This window comes from Citrobacter sp. Res13-Sevr-PEB04-36 (assembly GCF_015672735.1).
Lineage (GTDB): Bacteria > Pseudomonadota > Gammaproteobacteria > Enterobacterales > Enterobacteriaceae > Citrobacter.
On record NZ_JADABY010000057.1, the window covers coordinates 1 to 24,937 of the forward strand.

The following is a 24,937-nucleotide window of genomic DNA, read 5'->3' on the forward strand; positions in this document are numbered from 1 at the left end:
GGTAACTACATGGAAAGAAAAACAAATATTTCAATATATATTCTTGCTTTATCTTTTTCATCCTTTATCGCAGCATTATGTAGCTCGATCATATACAAACTATCCTTGCTACTATGTGAAATTATTTTGGAAAAAAACAGAGAATGTATAATTAGTTCCACGGATGAGTTTTATTACATCATCATTTTTTTACTGTCATTTTTAATTTATAGAATGTTATTCTCACAACTTCAAAAAAAAAGCGTCACGCAACACCGAAAACGTTATATCACGTTTTTGTTGGCTGTTTTTTTGTTTTTTATCGGGAATTGGCCTGGCATTATTAATGCTAGCCTTACTTTATTATTTATTTCCTATTGATTCTTGGTTAATGCAAAGTTATCAGTATACCCATGATCAATGGGGCTGGTTTCTGCAAGAAAATGAGGAGAATCCAATGGAAGGTATTGCTGCATGTATTTCTTTATTTTTATTCCCTTTATTATTTACATTTAAATTCTATAGAATGATAAAACATACTATCAGAGCCTTTAAATGGCGACAAAAAAACAAAACCCATGAAATTAATCAGAGTATTTTTAAATATATAGTCAAAGAAATAATTGGCACTCTCGCGTCAATTATTGGTGGGCTACTTGTTTTTATGTGTCTATTGATTATTTCGTCTGGATACCTGGACAGAACGAGGGTTTTATATAGGCACCTCTATATTTTTGGCTCTTATTCTCATAAAAATACTATCATTCTTCAATAATGAATAGGCGAGAGGAAAGACCGTGAGTGTCTCACTCTGATCCTTGCTGAGTGTCAAATTTCGAAAACCTGCCCTACCGATACTCGGTACAGAAGAAACTGGTTCAACAACTATCAGACAGTAGCAGGAACCAAACCCACATCTGGTAGCCTGATGAGTGCTGGGTTTTGAGGCGACATCGCGGAAATGAAGCTGAAAAGTTTTGAGGCAGAGCTGGCAGCGATAACGTCAGGCATCGGATGCAGAATGCCTATTGCTGCGGACACCACGGGTTTCATTACAACGAGGACAGATAATATCAATCGTAGCCATTCGGAGTTCACGTCCAAAATACAGCGTATACCTCAGACACTAAATTAGAGTCACGACCAAAAAATGAAAATAATAGAAGCAGAATGCATTCATTGAATTAGTAGATGAATAAACGAATCCGCTCTACGTGATTAAATATAATCACTATAACTAAAAAAGTATAATTCCAATCAATGGTATAACACATAAAAAAGCCGGAGACATGCTCCAGCTTTTTTACCGCTATCAGAGACCAACCTAAAAAGTTACGCCTCCTTCACCACAATCAGCGGTTCGATATCGCTCTCTTTTTTAATCACCAGCGACTCGTCGCCACGCAGGCAGGTGCCGCCGTAGTTACCGCCAACGGTAAACGTGCAAACCTGAATATATTTACCGGCAATCTTTGGTAAACACCAAAGCTGCTGATAAATGTTCTTCTGCTCGGCAAACTTACCGCTGGTCTTATCGAGCAGTTCTTCCTCGTGGCTCACCAGATCGATGTTGCTGCCACAACGTCCTGCAATAGGTTTCACGGCATAACCGGTTCGCGCCAGTTCGTCGTTAACAGTGAAATCCGTATCAAGCAGATAACGATGATGCGGAAACAGTTGCCACAGGATCGGCAATATGGCCTTGTTGCCGGGAATAACCGTCCACAGCGGCTCAAACACCAGCACTTCCGGGCGCAGCAGCACGTCGATCAGCCGAACTTCCTGATGAGTATGTCCGGTACGAATTGGCACGGCAGCGTATTCAGTTTCGCTCACCTCACGCACTTGCTCAATCGCGGTTTCCCATGCCCAGGTTTTCCAGACGCAGTTCACCAGACGATCGTTGCCGTCAATCAACTGCCCGGCATCATCCCAGCGTAGTTCATCCAGCCCACGGAGGATTTTGCTGTCAAACCCGGCCTGGTGCAACGCCTGCTGCATAAACTGCGCATGGTAGTTCTCCTCAATATCCTTGTCCTGCATGATGTGGACGAAAGGACGCGCGCGACTGTGCTTCCAGGCACCGGACAGTTCATTGATCAGCCCTTCTGCCGGATTATGCCCTTGCCCACGATAGCCTTGCTCAGCCCAGCGCTCAAGGATCAAGCCAGCTTCGGTATGACACGATGCGGAATCGGCGTTGTACTCGTACACCTTCAGTCCGCGCTCATCCATACAGAAATCCATACGACCTGTGATCATATGATGGCGACGACGCTGCCAGGAGAGGCGCAGGCGTGGCCAGAGAATTTTTGGAATATCGAACAGTGCCAACAGGTTATCGTCTTTCAGCACTTTGTCGGTGGCGTGCAGATACATCAGATGCAGTTCGTTGGTCGCTTTAATTAGCTCCTGCTCCGCGCTTTCAGTAATGGTGAAGTACTGATGCGGATCCTGATTAATCACATGCCCGTTCGCCAGTACATAGGCTTTTTGCAGCGGATCCTGCTCGTTCAACCACTTACCGTCGAACTGCCCGCTATCTTCCAGACGCGCGCCACCAATCTTCAGGGTCTCGTGGTCGATCTCCGGCTGCGGCAGACTGTAGCGGGTATCGTCAGTCTGGATCATCCAGCCGAGGATCGTGGTGTCATCAAAGGTATCACGCAGGGTGTAGTGGCCATTTTCAACCACCATCTCCAGCTCGCGGGTCCACTGCTGTCCGGGAGGCAGCGGTGTGTGGATCACGTTCTGTTCAGCAATGCGGATTTTGTTTTCCAGCAACTGGGTGACGACCGCCACATGACCCGTTTCGTTGAACTCACCGCCTTTTTGCCAGATAAGCAAAGCACCTGCTACCGGCGCGCGGGGTGAGCCATTGGGAAATGCTTGTAACGGCAGAATATTATCGTTCACCACTTCACGCAGGAAACGCAGGGAGAAGATCTCCCAGGCCATGCCCACATCGGTGAAGACTACGCCATAGTTGAGAAAGAGAAAACGGCGTGCGAACTCAACGCACTGCCATTTGTGACCCATATATTCGTCGTCAATATAGCTGCGAAATGCAGCATCATCGTCGTAGTCCCGTGGGTCAAGGGAGCTGTAATCTGAAGAGTAGATTGCTACGCCGCCGGGGGCGTAGCCCAATAATGTCCCGAACGGGGCATCCTGACTGGTCGTTCCTTTGCTCATGCACCTTACCTCAAAACAATACAGCCTGAGCAGGGTGGCGTGAATTTTTCGCTCTGATTGCCTGCTCTGCGACACTAACCGGACAGAGGTCGACTTATCATACACCTCAACGCAGCGGCTGGCGCTCAGAGGCGAAAAATTCGTAGCAGGAACTACACTTTACTGAGGATAACCGGCACGCTTTTATACGCCGGAGTCAGACTTTCCGTATCGACCGCATCGAGCGACAGCAGCACATTCGCTTCCGGCAGATACGCGCCGATCGAACCCGCCGCCATGTCGTAAATGACGACCGTTAGCCCGTGCATCATACGATCCACGCAAGGCTTACCGTGGTCATCCAACGCCTGAACGTTAACAACATCGCCCTGAGTCAGCCCGCGGGCCGTTGCTTCCACGGCGCTTAAAAAAACCACATCACGTCGCCCGCTAATGCCACGATAGCGATCGTTCATGCCATAAATAGTAGTGTTGTACTGATCGTGGCTACGCAGTGTGGCCAGCACCAGCGCCTCAGCAGGCTGGTTTTCCCGCTCGACTGCGCGCTGGCGACTGACGACAAAATTGGCTTTACCGTTTGCGGTGTGCCATTCACGCCGCGAAGCCGGCGTATCCATACGAAATCCACCGGGCTCGGTAATACGCGCGTTATAATCGCCAAACGCCGGAATAACAGCCTCGATGGCATCGCGGATCAGCGCATAGTTCCCGGTCAGCGCTTCCCAGTTTACCGGCGAGTGGAGAAGCGTGGCGCGGGCCAGCCCCGCTACAATCGCCGGTTCAGATTTTAGCCATTGAGAGGCCGGTTTCAGCGCGCCACAGGAGGCGTGGACCATCGACATAGAATCCTCGACGGTCACTGACTGAATCCCTGTTGCCTGCAGATCGCGCTCGGTTCTGCCCAGCGCGGGTAGCAGATAGTTGTGTTTTGCGAGCAGCAAATGCGATCGATTGAGCTTGGTCGCAATGTGAACCTGCATATCCAGCTTTTTCATCGCCTCGAAGGTACGCTGCGGCTGAGGCATCGCCACCGCCAGATTACCGCCCATGCAAATCAATGCCTTCGCCTCACCGCGCTCTATCGCCCGAATACTTTCCACGCTGGAACGACCATGCTGACGCGAAACGTTGATAGAAAAATGCGCTTCCAGGCGCTGCAAGAAGTCTTCTGATGCCGCCTCGTTAATCCCTACGGAACGGTCGCCCTGCACGTTGGAATGCCCGCGCAGTGGGCAGATCCCCGCCCCCGGTTTGCCTATATTGCCTTTCAACAACAGTAGATTCACCAGTTGCTGGACGTTTTCGGTGCCGTTTTTATGCTGGGTAATGCCCAGTCCGTAACAAATGATGGTCGCGCGAGATTTATTATAGCTATGCGCCAGGTCTTCCATCTGGCTGCGCGTCAGGCCAGAGTCCTGCTCCAGTTCAGCCCAGCAGCACTGGCGTAGGTCGTCATATAATGCCGAGTAACCCGCTGTATGTTCGTCGATAAACGCATGATCGAGCGTCGGCTGCTGATCCAGCAAGATCCGCGCTTCATCCATTTCGATCAGCGCCTTCATGATGCCTTTGAGCAGCGAGGCGTCACCGCCCATTTTGACCTGGTAGTAGTCATTACTGAGCTCCGTCGCCTGGCCGGTGAACATCTCTTTCGGGCTTTGCGGGAAGCTAAAGCGCTCAAGTCCACGCTCGGTCAGCGGATTGATGGAGATAATTTTGGCCCCACGCCTGGCGACGTCGCGTAACGTAGTTAGCATGCGCGGGTGGTTGGTGCCCGGATTATGTCCGATGCAAATCACCAGATCGCACTGGTCAAAATCATCAAGCTCCACGGTCCCTTTCCCGAGTCCGATGGCCCGTGTCAACCCGGCACTGGTTGGGCCATGACACATGTTTGAACAATCAGGGAAGTTGCTGCTGCCGTATTCGCGGGCAAACAGTTGATACAGGAACGCCGCCTCATTTGAGGTTCTACCAGAGGTGTAAAACTCAACCTGCTGTGCAGAGTCATAGCTGCGCAGCCGCTCGCCGATTTCCTGAAACGCAATGTCCCACGCCACGGCCTGCCATGTATCCGTCACGGGATCGTATTTCATCGGGTGCGTCAAACGGCCTATATTTTCCAGCGCATAATCACTGTACTGCCAGAGTGCCGATACCGGGTGGCGGCTGAAAAATGCAGGTGAAGCTTTCTTACTGGTGGTTTCCCAGGACACTGCTTTTACGCCGTTTTCGCATAGTTCCATCGGCGCACGATGGCTCGGATCGGGCCACGCACACCCCGGGCAATCGAACCCTTTCACCTGGTTCATTTTGAACATCGCGATAATGTCGCGCGCGACGGCCTTTTGCGAAAACACCGAAGCAGTGACGGCTTTTACCGCGCCCCACCCACCCGCCGGGCCCTGATAACCGCTTACTCCTGGAACACCATTTTTCATTGTTACTGCTTTTTCACCGCCAATTATTGATGGTGAGTACGGTAGCAATTTCCGTCCAACATTGATTTCCTCTTCATGGAGTACGGCCCACGTACAATGAACGGGTTAGATTTATCTTCCCCTTTCAGCACAACGCGACATAAAGTCCCAATCTGTTAAATTGAGTTTTCCCTAACTGCTACACTGCTTCAACACAACCACTCAGAAGGCAGGTCACTATGTCAGACAATACTTATCAGCCCGCGAAAGTCTGGACGTGGGATAAATCCAACGGCGGTGCATTCGCCAACATCAACCGTCCGGTTTCCGGGGCCACCCACGAGAAAACGCTGCCTGTCGGCAAGCATCCACTGCAGCTCTATTCGCTGGGTACGCCAAACGGTCAGAAAGTAACGATTATGCTGGAAGAACTGCTGGCGCAGGGAGTGACAGGCGCGGAATACGATGCCTGGATTATCCGCATTGGCGAGGGTGACCAGTTTTCCAGTGGCTTTGTCGAAGTAAACCCGAACTCAAAGATCCCGGCACTGCGTGACCATTCGCAAAACCCACCGGTACGCGTGTTTGAGTCTGGCGCCATCCTGCTTTATCTGGCGGAGAAATATGGTTATTTCCTGCCGCAGGATTTGCCAAAACGCACTGAAACACTGAACTGGCTATTCTGGTTACAGGGCGCAGCGCCCTTCCTCGGCGGTGGTTTCGGCCATTTCTACAACTACGCACCAGTGAAAATTGAGTACGCAATCAATCGCTTCACAATGGAAGCCAAGCGTTTACTCGATGTACTGGATAAGCAACTGGCGCAACATCAGTTTGTGGCGGGGGATGAATATACTATTGCTGATATGGCCGTCTGGCCGTGGTTTGGCAATGTAGTGCTGGGCAACGTCTATGACGCGGCAGAGTTCCTTGATGCGGGAAGCTACAAACACGTTCAACGTTGGGCCAAAGAGGTTGCAGCGCGTCCGGCGGTTAAGCGTGGTCGTATTGTAAACCGTACCAACGGGCCGCTGAACGAGCAGCTTCATGAACGCCATGACGCCAGCGACTTCGATACCAATACCGAAGATAAGCGCCAGGGCTAACGCAAGATGCCGGATGGCGGCATAAATGCCGTATCCGGCCTACATATAAGGCGTAGGCCTGCCATCAGTAACAAACCGGTTGTCACGCGCTGGTGACGTCGTAATCCATGCGGCGTAACGCGTCTAACGTGGCTTTGGCTTCATCTTCATCGATGATGCTCATAGCAAATCCTACGTGCACCAGTACCCATTGCCCGACCAACTCAGCCGGATCGCCTTCACAAATCAGGGCAATGTTGACATCGCGCTTGATACCGCACACTTCAACCTGCGCAAGCTGGTGAATATCTTCACCGACGGTCAGAACCTGACCCGGGACTCCAATACACATATCTGACTCCGCCCCATAGCAACCTATGGACTATTCGACTTCAATACTTTTCACTTTCAGTGAATCGCCGCTTTCAACCCGCAAACGATCGCCCTGACAACGTGGACATTGCGCATCATGCTGAGTGATTTCCACAACCTGACTGCAATCCCAGCACCAGGCCTGGGCGGGTTTGTAATCAATATGCAGCGCACATCCTTGCGCGACCGTGCCGTGACAGACGATGTCAAAACTGAAACGTACGGCGCTCTCCTCAACACAGGAGAGCGCACCAATTTCCAGCCAAACGCCGGTAACACGTTTAACATCGTGTTGCTCTGCCTGCTGCTGAATAATCTCAACGGCGCTCTGGCAAAGCGACAACTCATGCATTTTCACAACTCCGACGGCCCAACAGCAGCGCGCGACGGCCGAGTTGCGGAGCGTTCGGATCGCTCACCGGCAGCGATAACAACATTTTTGCGCAATCGTCAGTCAGGCGGACGCCGTCTTGCGCCGACATGCTGTGCGAAAGCGGCGACATCAGCGAACAGGACAAGTATTGTGATACGCCATCCAGTTCGCCAACGGTAAATGTCATCTCACCATACGGTAAACGCAGCCCAATTTTCTCACTGACTTTACGCAGGGGCCAGACCTGATCTGGCCCCGGGAAAATCAGTGCGCTCAGCATCCAGGGCGTGATTACACACCCCGTCCACTGACCTTCAAACAGCGTAAAATCAGAGACATATACCGGCATATTCGGATGCAAGAACGAAAGATCGTGCATCGAACGACGGGCTACCTCTTCAAATGCTGCCTGAATCTGCGCTTTTGGGGCTGTCTGAAAGCCTAAAAACTCCTCAGACATGGGCCGCCTCCCGAGGGACAGCTTCCACACCCGACTCGCGCAGCGCAGCGAGAACCTGCTCAAGCGCAGGTTCAATCATGGCTTCAACCGTCGGCGTTAGCCCTATATGCGGCTCCAGCGATTCCGGAATAACACCGACCAGGGTCAGTTTCTTCGGAAACTCGCCAGTAAAACGCAGGGCCGACAACACATCGGCCAGGCCAAGCTGGTGCGGCGAGATTTTGTTGGTAAACAGCGCCGGGATCTCTTCATCCCGCAGGACCATCATGGTTCCCGGCGTGCTTTTTCTCGACACAATGGCGTCAGCAATGATCAGATGATCTCTGTCCGCCATATCGCCGAGCAGCTCCATCCCCGCTGTACCGCCATCCAGAACGTCAACGAAATCAGGCAGGATGTACCGTTGCTCTAATGCCTCAACGATACGTACCCCGATGGCTTCGTCGGTCAGCAAAATATTGCCGACCCCTAAGACTAATATCCGCATTACAGAACCTTAACTGAGACGACTTCGTTCCCGTCAACGTCCACCACATGCACCGCACATGACATACAAGGGTCGAAGGAGTGAATAGTACGCACCACTTCCAGCGGTTTGTTCGGATCGGCGATCGGCGTGCCTACCAGTGAACGCTCATACGGTCCCACTTCGTCATTAAAGTTACGCGGGCCAGAGTTCCAGGTTGAAGGTACAACCGCCTGATAGTTGCTGATAATGCCGTCTTTAATCACCATCCAGTGAGAAAGCATACCGCGTGGTGCTTCGAGGAAGCCGACACCTTTGAATTCGCCGGTAGCCGGGATGTTCGGTTTCACGAAGGTGGTGTGGTCGCCTTTGCCGATGTTTACGATCAGCGCGTTATACTGATTTTGCAGAACGTTCTGCAGTTCACAGCAGTGAACGGTACGACCGATGATACGACCCAGCGTCGAATGCAGCTGAGCAACTTCAATGGTTTTACCGGTCAGTTTGGTGTAAATCGCGATGATTTCATTCAGCTTGGCATGGGTGGACTCACGTTTTGCCGCCAGCTTACACAGCATGTTAGCCAGCGGGCCCACTTCTACCGTTTTGCCGTAGAAGGTTGGCGCTTTAACCCAGGAGTATTTGCCATCTTCTGACCAGCCAGTGTAATCCGGAACCGTTGTCCCTTCCCACGGTGCCTGCGGTGCTTCGTCTTTGTACCACGCATGTTTCGCACTCTCCTGAATCCCTTTGATCAGATATTCATCAGAGTGAGAGGTGATCGGACGATAGGTCGACAGGTCGGCATCGGTGATGTAGCCGCCAGGGAACAGGAAGCTGCCGTTTTTGCCGTCAGTCGGGAATTCCGGCGCGCTCAGGTAGTTAACCGCACCCTGACCACGTTCCAGCCACTCTGGATAGAATGCCGCAATAACCGCAGTATCCACCTTATACACCTGCTCGACAAAGTCGCTCAGCTTATCGATGAATGACTTGATATACATCAGGCGTTCAAGGTTCAGTACGCCAAGACCATCGAGGTTAATTGGGTTCGCAACCCCACCGACCGCCAGGTTCTGAATATGTGGTGTTTTACCGCCCAGCAGCGCCACGACACGGTTGGCATCACGCTGGCATTCCAGCGCCTGCAGGTAGTGTGCGACCGCAATCAGGTTCACTTCCGGCGGTAATTTCATTGCCGGATGGCCCCAGCAGCCGTTGGCAAAAATACCTAACTGACCGCTGGCAACCAGGTCCTTGATCTTGTTCTGAACTTTGGTGAACTCTTCCGCGCTGTTCAGGTGCCAGGTCGACACGCCGTTCAGCATCGCCGAGGCTTTCGCCGGATCGGCTTTCAGTGCGGAGGTGATGTCCACCCAGTCCAACGCAGACAGCTGATAGAAGTGCACGATATGGTCATGCGTGGTGTGCGCCGCCAGAATGATGTTACGGATGTACTGTGCGTTCACAGGAACATCAATGTTCAGTGCACTTTCTGCCGCACGTACGGAAGAAATAGCGTGCGTGGTGGTACAAACACCACAAATACGCTGCACAATCATCCACGCATCGCGCGGATCGCGATTCTTCACGATCTCTTCCATGCCGCGCCACATGGTACCGGATGCCCATGCTTTTGATACCACGCCATTTTCGATTTCGCAGTCGATGCGTAAATGGCCTTCAATACGGGTTACCGGATCAATAGTAATTCTCTGGCTCATGCTTTGCTCGCCTCATGACGATTTTGATCGTTTTGTTTTAAAGGAGGAAGTATCGGCAGTAGACGAATGAGTACGATGTATGCACAAATCTCAATAGCCACAAAACCAATAGAAATCAACAGTTCTTCCCAGGTCGGGAAGTAGTGGTAGCCACCACCAGGATTGAACGCCACCAGCGAATAAGACAGACGCCATGTCGCACAACCCAGCAATGCGCTCAGCGCAGACAGATACAGCATGCGCGAGTCATTTCGCAGCTTCGCGATACGCAGTACTACCAGCGGGAAGACCATCAGCACAACTTCAAGCCAGAACATGGCTGAGTAGAAATCGCCTGCAAACGCATACGATAGCTTGTCCCGATAGATCAGTTCACCGAAGCGCAGAACCACGAAGATCGCCAGCAGGACGCTAATCGTATTCGTCAGCTTGATGAACAAACTTTTCTCGTCCGGCCCATTCCCCTTCAGGCCAGCTTGTACCAGCGAACCTTCAAAGATGACGATCGAGAAGCCCATTATAAAGGCGGTAAGCACTGAGAACAGCGGCAGCATTTCATAGGCTTGCCACAGCGGATGAACCTTAATACCCGCAGAAATCATCAATGAACCCATTGAAGACTGGTGCATTGTCGGCAGCAGCGCGCCGAGGGCGAGAATAAAGAACATCACGTTGTTCAGACGCTTGAGAGGCACTTTCCACCCCAGGCGTTCAAACAAGGCCGGCGCAAATTCCAACGCCATGATGCCGATGTAGATGGTCATACAAACCGCCGTTTCGAACAGCACCGAGTTCACGTTAAAGTGGCCCGGAATGTAGAAGTACGGCAGGTTCCAGTAACGGCCTACGTCGATGGTAATCGACAGACCACCCAGAGAATAACCAAACAGGCTCGCCAGCAATGCCGGACGAACGAGCGGATGGTATTGGCCTCTATTGAAAACATAGACCGCCCATGCCAGCGCCCAGCCACCACAAGCAAAGCCGGTGCCAATCAACAGGTCAAATGCAATCCACACGCCCCATGGGAAACCGCCGTTCAGATCGGAGACTGAGCCCAATCCGAATACCAGACGCTTCACGATGAGGAGCATGCACAGGATGATAAGCGGCCCAAAAATAATAACCGGTTTACTGACTATTTTTCCGCCCAGCGGTTTAGGATCATGACTCATGATCGTCTCCTCCGTCGTGATGGTCGTTTTTCGTGTTACGACGAACCAGCACGGTTAAACCCGCCAGCACAGCCAATGGCAGCATCATGCCTTTATACAGGGTGTGTTGAATATGCTCAGAACGCGCACCGGTTGACAGGTCAGCCAGCTGTGGGAGATCCAGATTTTCATAAGGAACGCCTGTCAGTACCAATACCTGCGTACCGCCGCCTTCTTTCTCACCGTACAGGTGCGGGTAATATTTCGGCACCGTGTGCAGATAGGTATCACCAGCTTTCACCGTCTGACGCGGATAGTGGTATTCGCTGCCAGGCTTCAGCGCCAGACGTTTTTTCGCCTCAGCCATCAGCTCTTCACGCGTACCAAAAATCACCGCGCCGGCAGGACACACTTCTACACAGCCCGGTAAACCACCTTTATCCAGACGCTCTACACCTTTCTGGTTACATAACTCACACTTATGGAGTGCACCAAACGGGTTGTTGTAGTCGTATTTAGGCACGTTGTACGGGCAGGCGACCATGCAGTAACGGCAGCCGGTACAGACATCTTTGTCATAATGGACGATGCCGGTTTTCGGATCTTTTTTCAGCGCTGAGACCGGACAAACAGAAACGCAGTTCGGATCGACACAGTGCATGCACTGTTTCTTGATGTACGCGTAGCCGTTCTGTTCCTGGTCTTTGTTAACGCCTGTTCCACTACGCCACACCTGAATAATGTTGTTGGTGTACGGTGACAGTTTGTCGTTGTTCGACCAGGTCTGTTCCCCTTCAGGGTTACGTGCCGGGAAGTTGATATCCTGACACTTGGTGACACAGGCCTGACAGCCTACGCACAGCGTCGAGTCATAGAGCATCCCCAGAGATCCCGGGATCGGCGGACGGTTTTCTGCAGCCGCATGGCTGACGGACGGCACCGCGCCCAACAGCAATGCTCCGCCAGAAGCTGCTTTAATAAAGTTACGTCTGTTCACGGTTATTCTCCCCGTGAGTCAGCGTTATCTTTCTTTTGCTGACGTCCCAGTTCACGTACCGCCATCACGCTGACGCCGGCCACCAGTCCTACTACGCCACCCAGCAGCCCAATAGCCCCAGCAGAAATGTTGCCACCTTCTTTCAGGTTGACATCCGGCTTCTCTGAACGCGGAGTTTGGTTTTCCACAGAAGCGAGTTGGTGAATACCTTTATGGAAACCGACGCCTTCTTCGTTACAACCGTAGCAAGGATGACCGATAGCTACTGGCCAAACGCCGCCAACATCGCAGAACTGCAACGTCGAGCAGTTACCGTAAGTTTCAGGTCCTTTACAGCCCAAATGGTAGAGACACCAACCTTCACGGTGGCCTTCATCACCGAACTCTTTAGCAAAACGACCCGCATCAAAGTGCGGACGACGTTCGCAATGTTCGTGAATCAGACGACCATAGGCAAATGTCGGACGGTTTTTGGTATCCAACTTCGGCGGCTTACCGTAGGTGATGATGTGTGCGACGGTCGCGAGGAAGTTATGTGGGTTCGGCGGACAGCCTGGGATATTGATGATGGTTTTGCCTGGCAGAACTTCCTGCAAACCGACGGCCCCTGTTGGGTTAACGCCAGCGGCGGCAACGCCACCCCACGCAGCACACGAGCCGATAGCAATGATCGCCGCAGCGCCTTCGGCCGCCCTGCGGATATGATCCACAATAGGCTCACCGGCAACCATGCAGTAAATACCGTTATCTTTTAGTGGGATAGAACCATCTACAACCAGAACATACTGCCCCTTGTACTTCTCCAGAGCGTTATGTTTGTTCTCTTCGACCTGGTGGCCGAAAGCAGCGGAAAGCACCTCATGGTATTCCAGAGAGATAGTCTCCAGGACAAGGTTTTCCACAGTAGGGTGTGTCGCACGAAGTAGCGATTCAGTACAACCCGTACATTCCTGAGCACCAATCCAGATGACCGGTGGGCGCTGAGGGCGGGATACTGATTCCGCCATTTCTGCGGCGGCTTTGCTACTGAGCCCCATGGTAGCGGCCAATGCTGCACAAAGCTTCATGAAATCACGGCGGTTAATGCCGTTCGAATTGATAAGAGAGTTATCTCCAGTCATTTTATTGTTATTCCGTTGCGAAGACCTGGCTTTTATTTTGCACCATTCGCATGTTGCTTATTGCGATCGGCGCGCCATTACCACACTTTTTATATGGTTATGTGCATTATAATACTTCGGCAGGGCAACAAAACGAAGGTGTAGGTCAATAGTGTAATTAATTAAAGCAAGATAATACCCCTTTTGGATCAAGCTTCGAGCCGATAGCCGGCCATGAAAAAGCGAATTGTTGTACTGGACTGGTTCTCCTTGAAGAAATCCATCACCATTTCTTTATCCAGCCCGTAGCGGCGCGTGAGGATCCCCGCCTCCCACGCACTCAGCTGCCGATCGCCTGTTCTTTCAAACATCCGATGTGAGAAACCCAGCACAAAGCCGCGCTTATAATCAGCACAAAAATTCGCCACCGTCCGAGCGCTGTCCGCACTTGACGCATTTAATCCGGCCATCAGGCCCTTACCGAAATGGTTGTCCATGCATAATCTCCAATCGCTATATAATAAATTATATAGCGATTTTTTAAGCAAAGACCAGAGATATCACGCACTTTTTTGTGCCAGATTAAAAGGCTACCCATTCATCGGGTTTAGATGCTTTAGGCGCGGCGCTTTGTTCAGCGGGTAAAACGGTGTTGGTTGGTGCATGCTGTACGTCACTTGCGGAAAGCCGGAACTGCTGAACGGCACGCTGCAGGTCTTCGGTTTGTCGCTCCAGCGCCACTGCCGCCGCCGATACCTGTTCCACCAGTGCGGCGTTTTGCTGGGTCACACTGTCCATTTGCGTGATAGCCACGCTCACCTGCGAGATACCCTTATTCTGCTCTTCAGAGGCGGAAGCGATTTGTTTCATTATCGCCGTCACTTCGGTCGCGCCTCGCAGAATAGCGTCCATCGTCAAGCCGGTCTCCTTGACCAAACGCGCCCCCTGATCGACACGGCGCGCCGATTCGCCAATCAATGTCTCAATCTCTTTCGCCGCACCTGCGCTACGGCTGGCAAGATTACGCACTTCACCGGCAACCACCGCAAAACCGCGCCCCTGCTCACCCGCTCTGGCAGCTTCGACAGCAGCATTGAGCGCCAGAATGTTGGTCTGGAACGCGATACTGTTAATGACCGAGGTAATTTCGGCGATCTGTTTAGAGCTGGCGGCAATCCCGTCCATGGTATCCACCACCTGTGAAACCAGCGTACTGCCTTTGCCAGCCGTCTCTGATGCCGTACCGGCAAGCTGACTGGCCTCACGCGCATTTTCGGCGTTCAGTTTTACTGTGGCAGTGAGCTGCTCCATACTTGCTGCGGTCTCTTCCAGCGCCGCGGCCTGCTCTTCAGTACGCGAAGAGAGATCGTTATTGCCGCTGGAAATCTCCGTCGCGCCGCGCCAGATATTGTCGCTACCTGAGCGAATCGTACTGACGGCTTCACGCAGGCTGTCCTGCATCGCGCTGAGTAAAGGCACCAGTTGTCCCACGCAGTTACGACCAAATTCTTCAATCGGATGGCTGAGGTCGCCCTGGGCAATCTGGCGGAACTGCTGGCGAATACGCGCCAGCGGCTTCACCATCATTGACACGAGATAGCGATCGGTAAAGATAAGGATGGCGATGCCAAGGATGACGGCGGTGATAATTAACGTGCGGATAATCGACGTTTTACCATCAACCATAATGCGTGTCGCATCCAGTCGCTCCCCAGCGGTGGTATTAAACCGCTCAGCACTGGCACCAAATTCACGGCTCAGCGCAGGTGTAACGGTGCTGGCATGCTCTGACCACGCGGTGAGAGAGCCCTGCTGCGCCAACTGCATTTGCGGGATCACGCCTTTGTCCAGCAGCGCTTGCCATGTCGTCAGCACCGCAGCGGCAGTTTCAGGATCCATCGGCCCCGGAGACAGCGTTTTCATCTGCTCAAGTTTGCTACGCATGCCATCCAGCGATTGTTGCGCAGGGCCAAAGTCAGGTGTTCCACCGCCAATTTTGACATCCACAGCACGACTTAACCGCGTCACAAAACGAAAGTACTGATCGTTACCCTGACTGAGGATCGTCATCTGCTGTACGAGATGGCGGTCAATATCGTTTCCTTCTGATATTTTGGATAAAGAATGGAGACTGAATAACCCCACGCCCGACCAGAGCAAGCAAAATAGTCCCAGTATTGCCAGCATAACAATACGAATAGTGAAGTTTTTCAGCAAACGCATAATAGTTTCCTTGCCGTAGATGAGGATTTCGCCATCAGGCGAGACTTATCCTTGTTATCGGCAGGTCACGAAGAAGATATAATGCGTTCTTTATTTTTTTACTTTTTTAAGTGTTTCTGATAACCCTTCAGGTTATATCAATATGAATGCTAATGAAATTAGGTAGCATTATTATTCAGATAACCAATCAAATGTATTAAGCAATACCATGTTTTATAAAGTAAATATTTCTCAAACTATGAGATAGCGCGTTCCCGGACTAAATCAGCGACAGCTTTATCATAACAGGGTATCGAATCAGGGTGAAAATCCCGATTCACACCGGGGTAGATATACGTGAAATAGACTCAAACACGGTATCGAATCACGTCTGAGTGATGTTTTTTCAAGCAAATTACAGCAGCCTATTTTTGCCCAGTTTTTCATCCCAATGTGACCTGGTGAACGGGATAATCATCATGAAGCAGCTAGAATAGAAACGTCGTTTTGAAATTCACCTGCACTAAGGAGATCTCATGGCCTGGTTTGCCAACCCTGAACGTTATGAACAGATGCTCTATCGCTACTGTGGTCGCAGCGGTTTGCGATTGCCCGCACTTTCGTTGGGTTTATGGCACAGTTTTGGACACGTTCAAGCACTGGATTCACAGCGTGCCCTGCTGCGCAAAGCATTTGATTTAGGCATCACGCATTTTGATTTAGCCAATAACTACGGGCCACCGCCGGGAAGCGCTGAAGAGAACTTTGGTCGATTACTGCGTGAAGATTTTGCGCAGTACCGTGACGAGTTAATCATCTCCACTAAAGCAGGCTACGACATGTGGCCGGGGCCGTACGGTTCTGGCGGTTCGCGCAAGTATCTGCTCGCAAGCCTCGACCAAAGTCTGAAACGAATGGGGCTCGACTACGTCGATATTTTCTATTCTCATCGCGTTGACGAAAGTACGCCAATGGAAGAGACCGCCGCGGCGCTGGCTCACGCCGTACAAAGTGGCAAAGCACTGTATGTCGGTATTTCATCCTATTCCCCGGAACGCACGCAAAAAATGGCCGACCTGCTGCGGGAGTGGAAAATTCCGTTGCTGATCCACCAACCGTCCTACAACCTGCTTAACCGCTGGGTCGACAGCAGTGGCTTGCTGGATACGCTGGACACGAATGGTATTGGTTGCATCGCCTTTACTCCGCTGGCTCAGGGGTTGCTGACGGGGAAATATCTGAACGGTATTCCAGAAGGATCGCGCATGCAGCGTGAAGGGAAAAAAGCCCGCGGCCTGACGGAAAATATGCTGACGGAAGAAAATCTTAACAGCCTGCGGTTGCTGAACGAGATGGCGCAACGGCGCGGCCAGTCGATGGCGCAAATGGCATTAAGCTGGTTACTCAAAGATAACCGCGTAACGTCAGTCTTAATCGGCGCCAGCCGTCCTGAGCAACTGGAAGAAAACGTTCAAGCACTGAATAACCTGACGTTCAGCACTGAAGAACTGGCGCAGATAGATAAGCATGTCGCCGACGGCAAGCTCAATCTGTGGCAGGCCTCATCAGACAAATAAGTGTCTAAACAGTATGCCGGGGCGGATGAATTGCCGACCCGGCGGTATTGATTTAGTGATTGTGGCGCGTCAGTCGATCCAGATACCCCATCACAAAGGCTGAGAGCACAAAGGTCAGGTGGATGATGACGTACCACATCAGCTTGTTATCAGGGACATTTTTAGCATCCATAAAAATACGCAATAAATGGATGGAAGAAATGGCCACGATAGACGCCGCCACCTTATTTTTTAGCGACGTGGCATCCATCTTACCCAGCCAGCTCAGTTTCTCTTTACCTTCAGTAATGTCCAGCTGTGAGACAAAATTCTCGTAGCCGGAGAACATCACCATGACCAGTAACCCACCGACCAGGGTCATATCAACCAGCGACAGTAGTACCAGAATGAGATCGGCTTCTGCCATCGAAAAGATATTGGGCAGAACGTGAAAGATCTCCTGAAAGAATTTCAGCGCCAGGGCAACCAAAGCAAGAGAAAGGCCAAAATACACGGGCGCAAGCAGCCAGCGGGACGCGTACATTGCGTTTTCCAGAAAACGTTCCATATGATCCTGTCTTGTAACTAAACCGGGCAGTAGTATATCGCAATTGTGCAACATCGAAACAACATACGCCTCAAACATCTTCCGCGTGGAGCGGCGGACGCTGGAACTCCGGCCACACCAGCGCGACAAGTGCAGGATAGGCTTCCAGACTGAACTCCCTGAAGCATTGACGCAAATTGAGCACGTCCAGATCGGCATGTGGGACTTTCTCTCCGCTCAGGCAGCGTTTTTTGATGTTGTCGTAATATTTGTAGACCGCTGAATTGAGATCGCTGCAGCGCCGCTGCGCATCAAATAACCCCGGTGTTTCATTTAACTCCACCATGGTCATCCGCTTTATTGTCGAGTGAATAAAATCGATATACTCATGATTAACGCGCCAATACCAAACCGGAGTAATCGAATTCATCAGCGCTGAGAAATGATCTTCCCCCTCTTCTTTACTCAGCGTTTCCAGTTTGGGATAAGAGGTAAGTCCCTCATTCGATCGATTTTTATTTGCACCACGCATCAGCACAAGAACCCCGCAGGTAAGCAATAGCAGGGTAATAACAGAATAAAATATACTGTTCATATACAGGCTCCATTTTTTTTGATTTTAAAATTACCCCATGCTATTGTCAACGCAGCCTGTCTTATTAAAAAAACTCACCTCACTGGCAGTAAAGGATATTTCAACATGCTTCCCGAGCATCTTGTTCCCTCTCGTTTTCATTTATCCACATCCCCGACAAAAACTGACACCGCAGAAAATAGTGAAAATTTGACTCAGGGAAAGACAACTTTAAGCGATTATGAAGCAGATATTTTAATTAGTACCTCTGCAACCGGTCAGGCACGAAACATGTTATTTGAAGAGTGCGACCGTCATTTAAAAGAGCGCCTTTTTCGCGCAGCGAAAATTGAATCATTCACCCGACTGCTAAATTCCTTACAATCCGAAGGTGACATTAACGCACAAGAATTAAGTAAAATTTTGGCTAAAAACACCATGCTAATAAATGAGCAGGGCAATAAAATTTGGCTTAATTTAATTACACGCGAAACCAGCGATCCCATTTTTTATTCTCTGGAAGAGAAATAAAATGAAAGATGTTGAAGATAACAACGTTTATTTGGCTTTAGACAGCCATAAAAGTGATGAATTTGTCTTAAAGCATAATTTGGATGTCTTGATTGCTAATAAAAACGCCACGCTGGAAAGCGTGGCTCAGGAGATGGTCTCTATTCCCGCCGCATTGGTACGTATGAAGTGGCAAAATCGCCGTGAAATTTACGCCCTGCAGGCCAAAGAAGAGATCTACGGTTCTGCTATTGAGGCTATTATTGCCCAACAGCCGCAACTGCGGGACAAAATCATGGCCCGTCTGGAAAGCACCTACCAACATATACTCGCGCGTGAAACCGCCACATTGCGCCTGACGCGTAAGCTGTCTGAAGGGAGTTACACTGCAACCAGAGTGACCACCGTCGCGCTGGACGAAAAGAAATGAGGGAATGGGGAAAGAATTAAAAACAGGAGGCCGGGTAAGGCGTAGGCCCTCACCCGGCAACAGAGATTACTTCGCTTTCACGGTCTCTTCACCGACCAAACCAATCTTCAGGAAACCGGCCTGGTGCAGCGTATCCATCACTTTCATCATGGTTTCATAGTCGACGGTTTTATCGGCGCGGAAAAAGATAGTGGTATCTTTCTTGCCTTCCGTCAGCGCGTTTAGCGCACTAATCATGGTTTCATCGGTCACCTGATCGTTGCCGATAAACATCGTGTTATCCGCTTTCACTGACAGGTAAACCGGCTTTTCAGGACGCGGCTGCGGCGTACTGGTCGATGCAGGGAGATTCACCTTCACATCCACCGTTGCCAGCGGCGCGGCCACCATAAAGATGATCAACAATACCAACATAACGTCGATAAACGGCGTGACGTTGATGTCGTGCATTTCACCGTTATCGTCCAGGTTTTCATTAAAACTCATTGCCATGGAACATTATCCTACACGTAATTTTTGCGCCGCACGTACCGGATGTGCCGCAGCACTGGCGTTCAGGTCCAGATCACGACTTTGCAGTAACAGCACCTGTGCCGCAACATCACCCAGCATGGCTTTATAGCTGCCAATCTGACGGGCGAAGATGTTGTAGATAACAACAGCAGGAATAGCGGCAACCAGACCAATCGCAGTTGCCAGCAGCGCTTCTGCAATTCCCGGCGCAACCACTGCCAGGTTCGTTGTTTGCGTTTGTGCAATACCGATGAAGCTATTCATGATGCCCCATACTGTACCGAACAGACCCACAAAGGGAGAGATAGCCCCAATGGTCGCCAGGTATCCATTACCCCGCCCCATATGACGCCCTACAGCTGCAACGCGACGTTCCAGGCGGAACCCGGTACGTTCTTTAATCCCTTCGTTATCATCGCTGCCTTCTGACAGTTCCAGCTCGTTCTGCGCTTCGTTAATTAACATCGCGCCCAGGCTTTTGGCATCGAATCCAGCGGCAATCTCACTAGCTTGATCTAAAGAGCGGGCTTCAGCCAACTGTTGTTGTTCGCGCTTAAGACGACGCTTCTGCGTAAAGAACTCAAGGCTCTTACTAAAGAAGATAGCCCAGGTGACCACGGACGCCAAAATCAGTCCAATCATCACGCACTTAACCACGATATCGGCGTGCTGATACATACCCCAAACGGAAAGGTCCGTCTGCATCAAATTATTACCCACTCTGTATCTCCAGGACGCAAATCACAAAATCTGAGCGTAATGATATCAAAACGACGTCGAATTGATAGTCGTTCTCATTACTATTTACATAGTGCCGCACCTTTGGTTTCTTTTCCTTGCGCTTACGCAGTAAAAAAGTCAGCAGACACATTTTGGGACTATTTTCTACTTTATGACCCTTCTGCAGGATGCGTCGCCGAAGATCCATGTTAGTTTAGACATCCAGACGTATAAAAACAGGTAAACCGACATGGCAGATAAGCATCTAGAAACCAAGCTCGTTCAGGCAGGACGCAGTAAAAAGTACACGCAGGGTTCCGTCAATAGCGTGATCCAACGCGCCTCTTCGCTGGTATTTGAATCCGTTGAGGCCAAAAAACAGGCCACCCACAACCGCGCTAACGGTGCGCTTTTTTACGGCCGTCGCGGCACGCTGACACATTTCTCCCTGCAGGAAGCGATGTGCGAACTGGAAGGCGGCGCAGGATGCGCCCTCTTTCCCTGCGGCGCCGCAGCCGTTGCCAACACGATTCTGGCCTTTGTTGAACAGGGCGATCACGTGCTGATGACCAACACGGCCTATGAACCAAGCCAGGATTTTTGCACGAAGATTCTCGGCAAACTCGGCGTAACCACCGGCTGGTTCGATCCGTTAGTAGGCGCCGACATTGTGAAACACCTCCAGCCGAACACCAAAGTAGTATTTCTGGAATCACCCGGATCCGTCACAATGGAAGTACATGATGTTCCAGCGATTGTCGCCGCCGTCAGAAGCGTGGCACCGGACGCTATCATCATAATCGATAACACCTGGGCTGCCGGGGTGCTGTTCAACGCGCTGGATTTTGGTATCGACATCTCGATTCAGGCGGGCACCAAATACCTGATTGGCCATTCCGATGCAATGGTCGGTACGGCGGTGTCGAATGCCCGCTGCTGGGACCAACTGCGCGAAAACGCCTATTTAATGGGGCAAATGCTGGACGCAGATACCGCTTATATGACCAGCCGCGGACTGCGCACCCTGGGCGTTCGTCTGCGCCAGCATCACGAAAGCAGCCTGAAAGTTGCAGAGTGGCTGGCCGATCACCCGCAGGTAGCCCGCGTCAATCATCCCGCACTTCCCGGCAGCAAAGGGCACGAATTCTGGAAACGTGATTTTACCGGCAGCAGCGGCCTGTTCTCATTTGTGTTGAATAAGAAGCTGAACAATGACGAGCTGTCAGCGTATCTGGATCACTTCAATCTATTCAGCATGGCCTACTCCTGGGGCGGATTTGAATCACTGATTCTGGCCAATCAGCCCGAACACATTGCCGCTATCCGCCCAGAAGGCAAAGTGGACTTCAGCGGAACGCTCATCCGTTTACATATCGGTTTAGAAAATGTTGACGATCTGATTGCGGATTTAGCCGCCGGATTTGCCAGAATCGAGTAACATTGCCGCAGTTGGACATATATGCAGACACTTCTGGTGGAAAAGTCTGCAATTGTTGCGTCCGGGATCAAGGCATCCCGGACAATTCAGGAGTACAATCCACGCATAAACGCTGTTCCACAGGAAAGTCCATGGTTGTCATTCAAGATATTATCTCCGCGCTCTGGCAACACGATTTTGCCGCGCTGGCGGATCCGCACGTTGTGAGCGTGGTGTACTTCGTGATGTTTGCCACGCTGTTTTTAGAAAATGGTCTGCTGCCTGCTTCCTTTTTACCCGGAGATAGCCTGCTGTTACTGGCCGGGGCGCTGATCGCGCAAGACGTGATGAGCTTTATCCCGACGATTGCTATTCTGACGGCAGCCGCCAGTCTGGGCTGTTGGCTGAGCTATATTCAGGGGCGCTGGTTGGGTAACACGCGAACAGTGAAAAGCTGGCTGGCGCAATTGCCTGAAAAATATCATCAGCGTGCCACTTGTATGTTTGACCAACACGGTCTGATGGCGCTACTCGCTGGACGTTTCCTGGCATTTGTTCGCACCCTGCTGCCGACAATGGCGGGAATTTCCGGTCTGCCTAACCGCCGGTTCCAGTTCTTTAATTGGTTGAGCGGCCTACTGTGGGTCACCGTGGTCACCAGCTTTGGCTATGCGCTCAGCATGATCCCATTCGTTAAACGCCATGAAGATCAGGTGATGACCTTCCTGATGATCCTGCCCCTCGCCCTGTTAACCGCAGGCCTGTTAGGCACCTTGTTTGTGGTGATTAAAAAAAAATGCTGTAGCGCCTGAGCAGGCACTGTCGCCATCCGGTACACATCGCCGGATGGTGTTTCGCTTATCCTGCCGACAAAAAATTAGCTCCCCTGCATCGTACGAATTCTTGCCGCATCTTCCCCCGGCGTTACACCAAAGTACCGTTTAAACTCCCGACTAAACTGCGACGCGCTCTCATAGCCAACCCGCATTGCTGCCGCACTGGCCTTCATGCCATCATGAATAATCATCATTCGCGCCTTGTGCAAGCGATAGCTCTTCAGATACTGCAGCGGCGAGGTACTGGTCACCGATTTAAAATTATGATGAAACGCCGACACGCTCATGTTGGCTTCTGCCGCCAGTTGCTCAACGTTAAGGTTCTCGGTGTACTTGTTTTCGATGCGCTTCAGCACGCGACTGATCAAACTGAAATGCGTCTGACGACTGACCAACGCAAGCAGCGCACCACCGCGCGGTCCGGTCAGCACATGGTACAAAATCTCCCGGATAATCTGTTTGCCCAGAATTCGTGCATCCAGCGGTCGTTCCATCACATCCAGTAAACGCTCAGCCGCGCAAAGAATCTCATCAGAAAGCGTGGCGGAGTTAATCCCACTCGCGGCCATTGAAGGCTGGAACAACTCATCTTCGCCAATGTCCATCAGGAGCTCCTGCAATTGCAGGATATCGACATTCAGACGCAGACCGGCCAACGGTACCCCCGGTGTTGCATACGTTTCACATTCAAAGGGTAAAGGTACGGTGAGCAGCAAATATTCGTTGGCGTCATAACGAAATACACGCTCATTGATATAACCAATTTTATGACCCGAGAAGAGAAATATGATGCCAGGTTCATACATCACAGGGGTGCGCAGCCCAGGCTCCGTGCCATACAGTAAACGCACATCTGGTAGCAGCCCAATGAGATTATTTTCATTGTTTTTCAGCTGTTTAATTTTATCTGTCAGCAGGAGACAGATCTCATTACGGTTCATAGAGCACCATTTCGTCATTGAATTGCAACACCCATAGTGTGCGCATTTTTATCCGTTTTCTCCAGTAGCCTGTAGAAATAGGCAAGACATTGGCAGAAATGAGCATTGAGAGGAACACGTCTGACGACCACAATGTTCATCATCAGGCAGACACTCACCTGCCCTCTTTTTTTTACCCACACAAGGGAACGAGCAATGAATAACTTTAACCTCCATACCCCAACCCGCATTTTATTCGGTAAAGGCGCTATCGCTGAACTGCGCGATCAAATCCCTCAGGATGCTCGCGTGCTGATTACCTACGGCGGCGGCAGCGTGAAAAAAACCGGCGTACTGGCACAGGTTCAGGATGCCCTGAAAGGTCTGGATGTGCTGGAGTTTGGCGGTATTGAGCCGAACCCGTCTTATGAAACGCTGATGAATGCGGTAAAAATCGTGCGTGATGAAAAAGTGACGTTCCTGCTGGCGGTAGGCGGCGGTTCGGTACTGGATGGCACAAAATTCATCGCGGCTGCGGCACAGTATGCGGACGGTGTCGATCCGTGGCGCATTCTGGAAACCCACGGCAACGACGTAAAAAGCGCCATCCCGATGGGCTCTGTTTTGACCCTGCCGGCAACCGGATCTGAATCTAACTCCGGCGCGGTAATTTCACGTAAAACCACCGGCGATAAGCTGGCCTTTATGACGCCGTTTGTGCAGCCGGTCTTTGCCGTGCTGGATCCGGTTTACACCTACACCCTGCCGCCACGTCAGGTAGCGAACGGCGTGGTAGATGCGTTTGTTCATACTGTAGAGCAGTACGTGACTTATCCGGTCAATGGCAAAATTCAGGACCGCTTTGCCGAAGGTATTTTGCTCACATTGGTAGAAGAGGGCCCGAAAGCGTTGCTGGAGCCGGAAAACTACGATGTACGTGCTAACGTCATGTGGGCTGCGACCCAGGCGCTGAACGGTCTGATTGGCGCAGGCGTACCGCAGGATTGGGCTACCCATATGCTGGGTCACGAACTGACGGCAATGCACGGTCTCGATCACGCGCAAACGCTGGCCATTGTCCTGCCGGCACTGTGGAATGAAAAACGCGACACCAAGCGCGCCAAACTGCTGCAATACGCGGAGCGCGTCTGGAATATCACCGAAGGGAGTGATGACCAGCGTATCGATGCCGCCATTGCCGCGACGCGTCAATTCTTCGAGCAGATGGGCGTCCCAACCCGTATGTCCGACTACGATCTGGACGGCAGTTCCATCCCGGCGTTGCTGGAAAAACTGGCAGCACACGGTGGCACTCAACTGGGCGAACATCAGGACATTACGCTGGACGTCAGCCGCCGCATTTACGAAGCGGCACGCTAGGTTTTTT

General features: G+C 51.3%; 25 protein-coding genes. 8 read left to right on the forward strand and 17 right to left on the reverse strand.

The window, feature by feature from the left end:
* Window positions 1-360: hypothetical protein (locus IMQ48_RS23115; RefSeq protein WP_230326455.1), on the forward strand; the 360-nt coding region annotated here is incomplete at its 5' end.
* A 951-nt stretch (window positions 361-1,311) separates the two neighbouring features.
* Here IMQ48_RS23115 and gss read toward each other — a convergent pair.
* A complete protein-coding gene (gene gss, locus IMQ48_RS16600) occupies window positions 1,312-3,174 on the reverse strand; it encodes a bifunctional glutathionylspermidine amidase/synthase (RefSeq protein ID WP_196209898.1) in 1,863 nt (620 codons plus the stop codon).
* Between the two features lie 152 nt (window positions 3,175-3,326).
* A complete protein-coding gene (locus IMQ48_RS16605; RefSeq protein WP_196209899.1) occupies window positions 3,327-5,615 on the reverse strand; it encodes an FdhF/YdeP family oxidoreductase in 2,289 nt (762 codons plus the stop codon).
* 218 nt (window positions 5,616-5,833) lie between these two features.
* Here IMQ48_RS16605 and yghU point away from each other — a divergent pair, with 218 nt between their 5' ends.
* Window positions 5,834-6,700 carry a glutathione-dependent disulfide-bond oxidoreductase gene (yghU, locus tag IMQ48_RS16610; protein ID WP_196209900.1) on the forward strand — a complete coding sequence of 289 codons (867 nt, stop codon included), beginning with the start codon at window positions 5,834-5,836 and terminating at the stop codon, window positions 6,698-6,700.
* Window positions 6,701-6,782: 82 nt separating this feature from the next.
* On the opposite strand, the gene hybG is transcribed toward yghU, so the two are convergent.
* The 10 genes from hybG to IMQ48_RS16660 all read right to left on the reverse strand — a co-directional run bounded on the left by hybG (window position 6,783) and on the right by IMQ48_RS16660 (window position 15,548).
* A complete protein-coding gene (gene hybG, locus IMQ48_RS16615) occupies window positions 6,783-7,031 on the reverse strand; it encodes a hydrogenase maturation factor HybG (RefSeq protein ID WP_096755683.1) in 249 nt (82 codons plus the stop codon).
* A gap of 30 nt (window positions 7,032-7,061) precedes the next feature.
* Entirely contained in the window at window positions 7,062-7,403 is a 342-nt protein-coding gene (hypA, locus tag IMQ48_RS16620; protein WP_196209901.1) for a hydrogenase maturation nickel metallochaperone HypA, read from the reverse strand.
* Window positions 7,396-7,884 carry a hydrogenase-2 assembly chaperone gene (hybE, locus tag IMQ48_RS16625; protein ID WP_196209902.1) on the reverse strand — a complete coding sequence of 163 codons (489 nt, stop codon included), beginning with the start codon at window positions 7,882-7,884 and terminating at the stop codon, window positions 7,396-7,398. Before hybE ends, hypA begins: the two co-directional genes overlap by 8 nt.
* Complete coding sequence (locus IMQ48_RS16630) at window positions 7,877-8,371, reverse strand: HyaD/HybD family hydrogenase maturation endopeptidase (RefSeq protein ID WP_196209903.1); 495 nt, start codon at window positions 8,369-8,371, stop codon at window positions 7,877-7,879. Before IMQ48_RS16630 ends, hybE begins: the two co-directional genes overlap by 8 nt.
* Window positions 8,371-10,074, reverse strand: a complete 1,704-nt coding sequence (gene hybC / locus IMQ48_RS16635) for a hydrogenase 2 large subunit (protein ID WP_196209904.1) — start codon at window positions 10,072-10,074, stop codon at window positions 8,371-8,373. The genes IMQ48_RS16630 and hybC overlap by 1 nt, the downstream gene beginning before the upstream one ends.
* A complete protein-coding gene (gene hybB / locus IMQ48_RS16640) occupies window positions 10,071-11,249 on the reverse strand; it encodes a Ni/Fe-hydrogenase cytochrome b subunit (RefSeq protein WP_196209905.1) in 1,179 nt (392 codons plus the stop codon). The genes hybC and hybB overlap by 4 nt, the downstream gene beginning before the upstream one ends.
* Window positions 11,239-12,225, reverse strand: a complete 987-nt coding sequence (gene hybA, locus IMQ48_RS16645) for a hydrogenase 2 operon protein HybA (protein ID WP_196209906.1) — start codon at window positions 12,223-12,225, stop codon at window positions 11,239-11,241. The genes hybB and hybA overlap by 11 nt, the downstream gene beginning before the upstream one ends.
* A gap of 2 nt (window positions 12,226-12,227) precedes the next feature.
* The gene (gene hybO, locus IMQ48_RS16650) at window positions 12,228-13,346 is read right to left on the reverse strand and encodes a hydrogenase 2 small subunit (RefSeq protein WP_196209907.1); all 1,119 of its coding nucleotides are present in this window, start codon (window positions 13,344-13,346) and stop codon (window positions 12,228-12,230) included.
* A gap of 188 nt (window positions 13,347-13,534) precedes the next feature.
* Window positions 13,535-13,822 (reverse strand): DUF2623 family protein, encoded by a 288-nt coding sequence (locus tag IMQ48_RS16655; protein WP_096755675.1) that lies wholly within the window; start codon window positions 13,820-13,822, stop codon window positions 13,535-13,537.
* An 85-nt stretch (window positions 13,823-13,907) separates the two neighbouring features.
* On the reverse strand, window positions 13,908-15,548 hold the full coding sequence (locus IMQ48_RS16660) for a methyl-accepting chemotaxis protein (RefSeq protein ID WP_196209908.1): 1,641 nt from the start codon (window positions 15,546-15,548) through the stop codon (window positions 13,908-13,910).
* A gap of 515 nt (window positions 15,549-16,063) precedes the next feature.
* Here IMQ48_RS16660 and IMQ48_RS16665 point away from each other — a divergent pair.
* Window positions 16,064-17,104 (forward strand): aldo/keto reductase, encoded by a 1,041-nt coding sequence (locus tag IMQ48_RS16665; RefSeq protein WP_196209909.1) that lies wholly within the window; start codon window positions 16,064-16,066, stop codon window positions 17,102-17,104.
* Between the two features lie 52 nt (window positions 17,105-17,156).
* Here IMQ48_RS16665 and IMQ48_RS16670 read toward each other — a convergent pair whose 3' ends face one another.
* Window positions 17,157-17,651 (reverse strand): TIGR00645 family protein, encoded by a 495-nt coding sequence (locus IMQ48_RS16670; RefSeq protein ID WP_115257490.1) that lies wholly within the window; start codon window positions 17,649-17,651, stop codon window positions 17,157-17,159.
* Between the two features lie 70 nt (window positions 17,652-17,721).
* The gene (locus IMQ48_RS16675) at window positions 17,722-18,225 is read right to left on the reverse strand and encodes an ESA_00282 family adhesion-associated protein (protein WP_196209910.1); all 504 of its coding nucleotides are present in this window, start codon (window positions 18,223-18,225) and stop codon (window positions 17,722-17,724) included.
* Window positions 18,226-18,330: 105 nt separating this feature from the next.
* Here IMQ48_RS16675 and IMQ48_RS16680 point away from each other — a divergent pair, with 105 nt between their 5' ends.
* On the forward strand, window positions 18,331-18,735 hold the full coding sequence (locus IMQ48_RS16680) for a hypothetical protein (RefSeq protein WP_196209980.1): 405 nt from the start codon (window positions 18,331-18,333) through the stop codon (window positions 18,733-18,735).
* 1 nt (window position 18,736) lies between these two features.
* On the forward strand, window positions 18,737-19,144 hold the full coding sequence (locus IMQ48_RS16685; RefSeq protein WP_196209911.1) for a cytoplasmic protein: 408 nt from the start codon (window positions 18,737-18,739) through the stop codon (window positions 19,142-19,144).
* A gap of 66 nt (window positions 19,145-19,210) precedes the next feature.
* Here the strand turns inward: IMQ48_RS16685 and exbD are convergent, their stop codons facing one another.
* Window positions 19,211-19,636, reverse strand: coding sequence for a TonB system transport protein ExbD (gene exbD, locus IMQ48_RS16690; RefSeq protein WP_196209912.1), 426 nt, complete (start codon window positions 19,634-19,636; stop codon window positions 19,211-19,213).
* Window positions 19,637-19,642: 6 nt separating this feature from the next.
* Complete coding sequence (gene exbB / locus IMQ48_RS16695) at window positions 19,643-20,377, reverse strand: tol-pal system-associated acyl-CoA thioesterase (protein ID WP_196209913.1); 735 nt, start codon at window positions 20,375-20,377, stop codon at window positions 19,643-19,645.
* A gap of 250 nt (window positions 20,378-20,627) precedes the next feature.
* Here exbB and metC point away from each other — a divergent pair, with 250 nt between their 5' ends.
* The gene (gene metC, locus IMQ48_RS16700; RefSeq protein ID WP_196209914.1) at window positions 20,628-21,815 is read left to right on the forward strand and encodes a cystathionine beta-lyase; all 1,188 of its coding nucleotides are present in this window, start codon (window positions 20,628-20,630) and stop codon (window positions 21,813-21,815) included.
* A gap of 131 nt (window positions 21,816-21,946) precedes the next feature.
* Entirely contained in the window at window positions 21,947-22,606 is a 660-nt protein-coding gene (gene yghB / locus IMQ48_RS16705) for a DedA family general envelope maintenance protein YghB (protein WP_096755667.1), read from the forward strand.
* A 65-nt stretch (window positions 22,607-22,671) separates the two neighbouring features.
* Here the strand turns inward: yghB and IMQ48_RS16710 are convergent, their stop codons facing one another.
* Entirely contained in the window at window positions 22,672-23,571 is a 900-nt protein-coding gene (locus IMQ48_RS16710) for an AraC family transcriptional regulator (RefSeq protein ID WP_196209915.1), read from the reverse strand.
* Window positions 23,572-23,766: 195 nt separating this feature from the next.
* On the opposite strand from IMQ48_RS16710, the gene yqhD reads away from it, so the two are divergent.
* A complete protein-coding gene (gene yqhD / locus IMQ48_RS16715; RefSeq protein WP_196209916.1) occupies window positions 23,767-24,930 on the forward strand; it encodes an alcohol dehydrogenase in 1,164 nt (387 codons plus the stop codon).
* Window positions 24,931-24,937 lie beyond the last annotated feature (7 nt).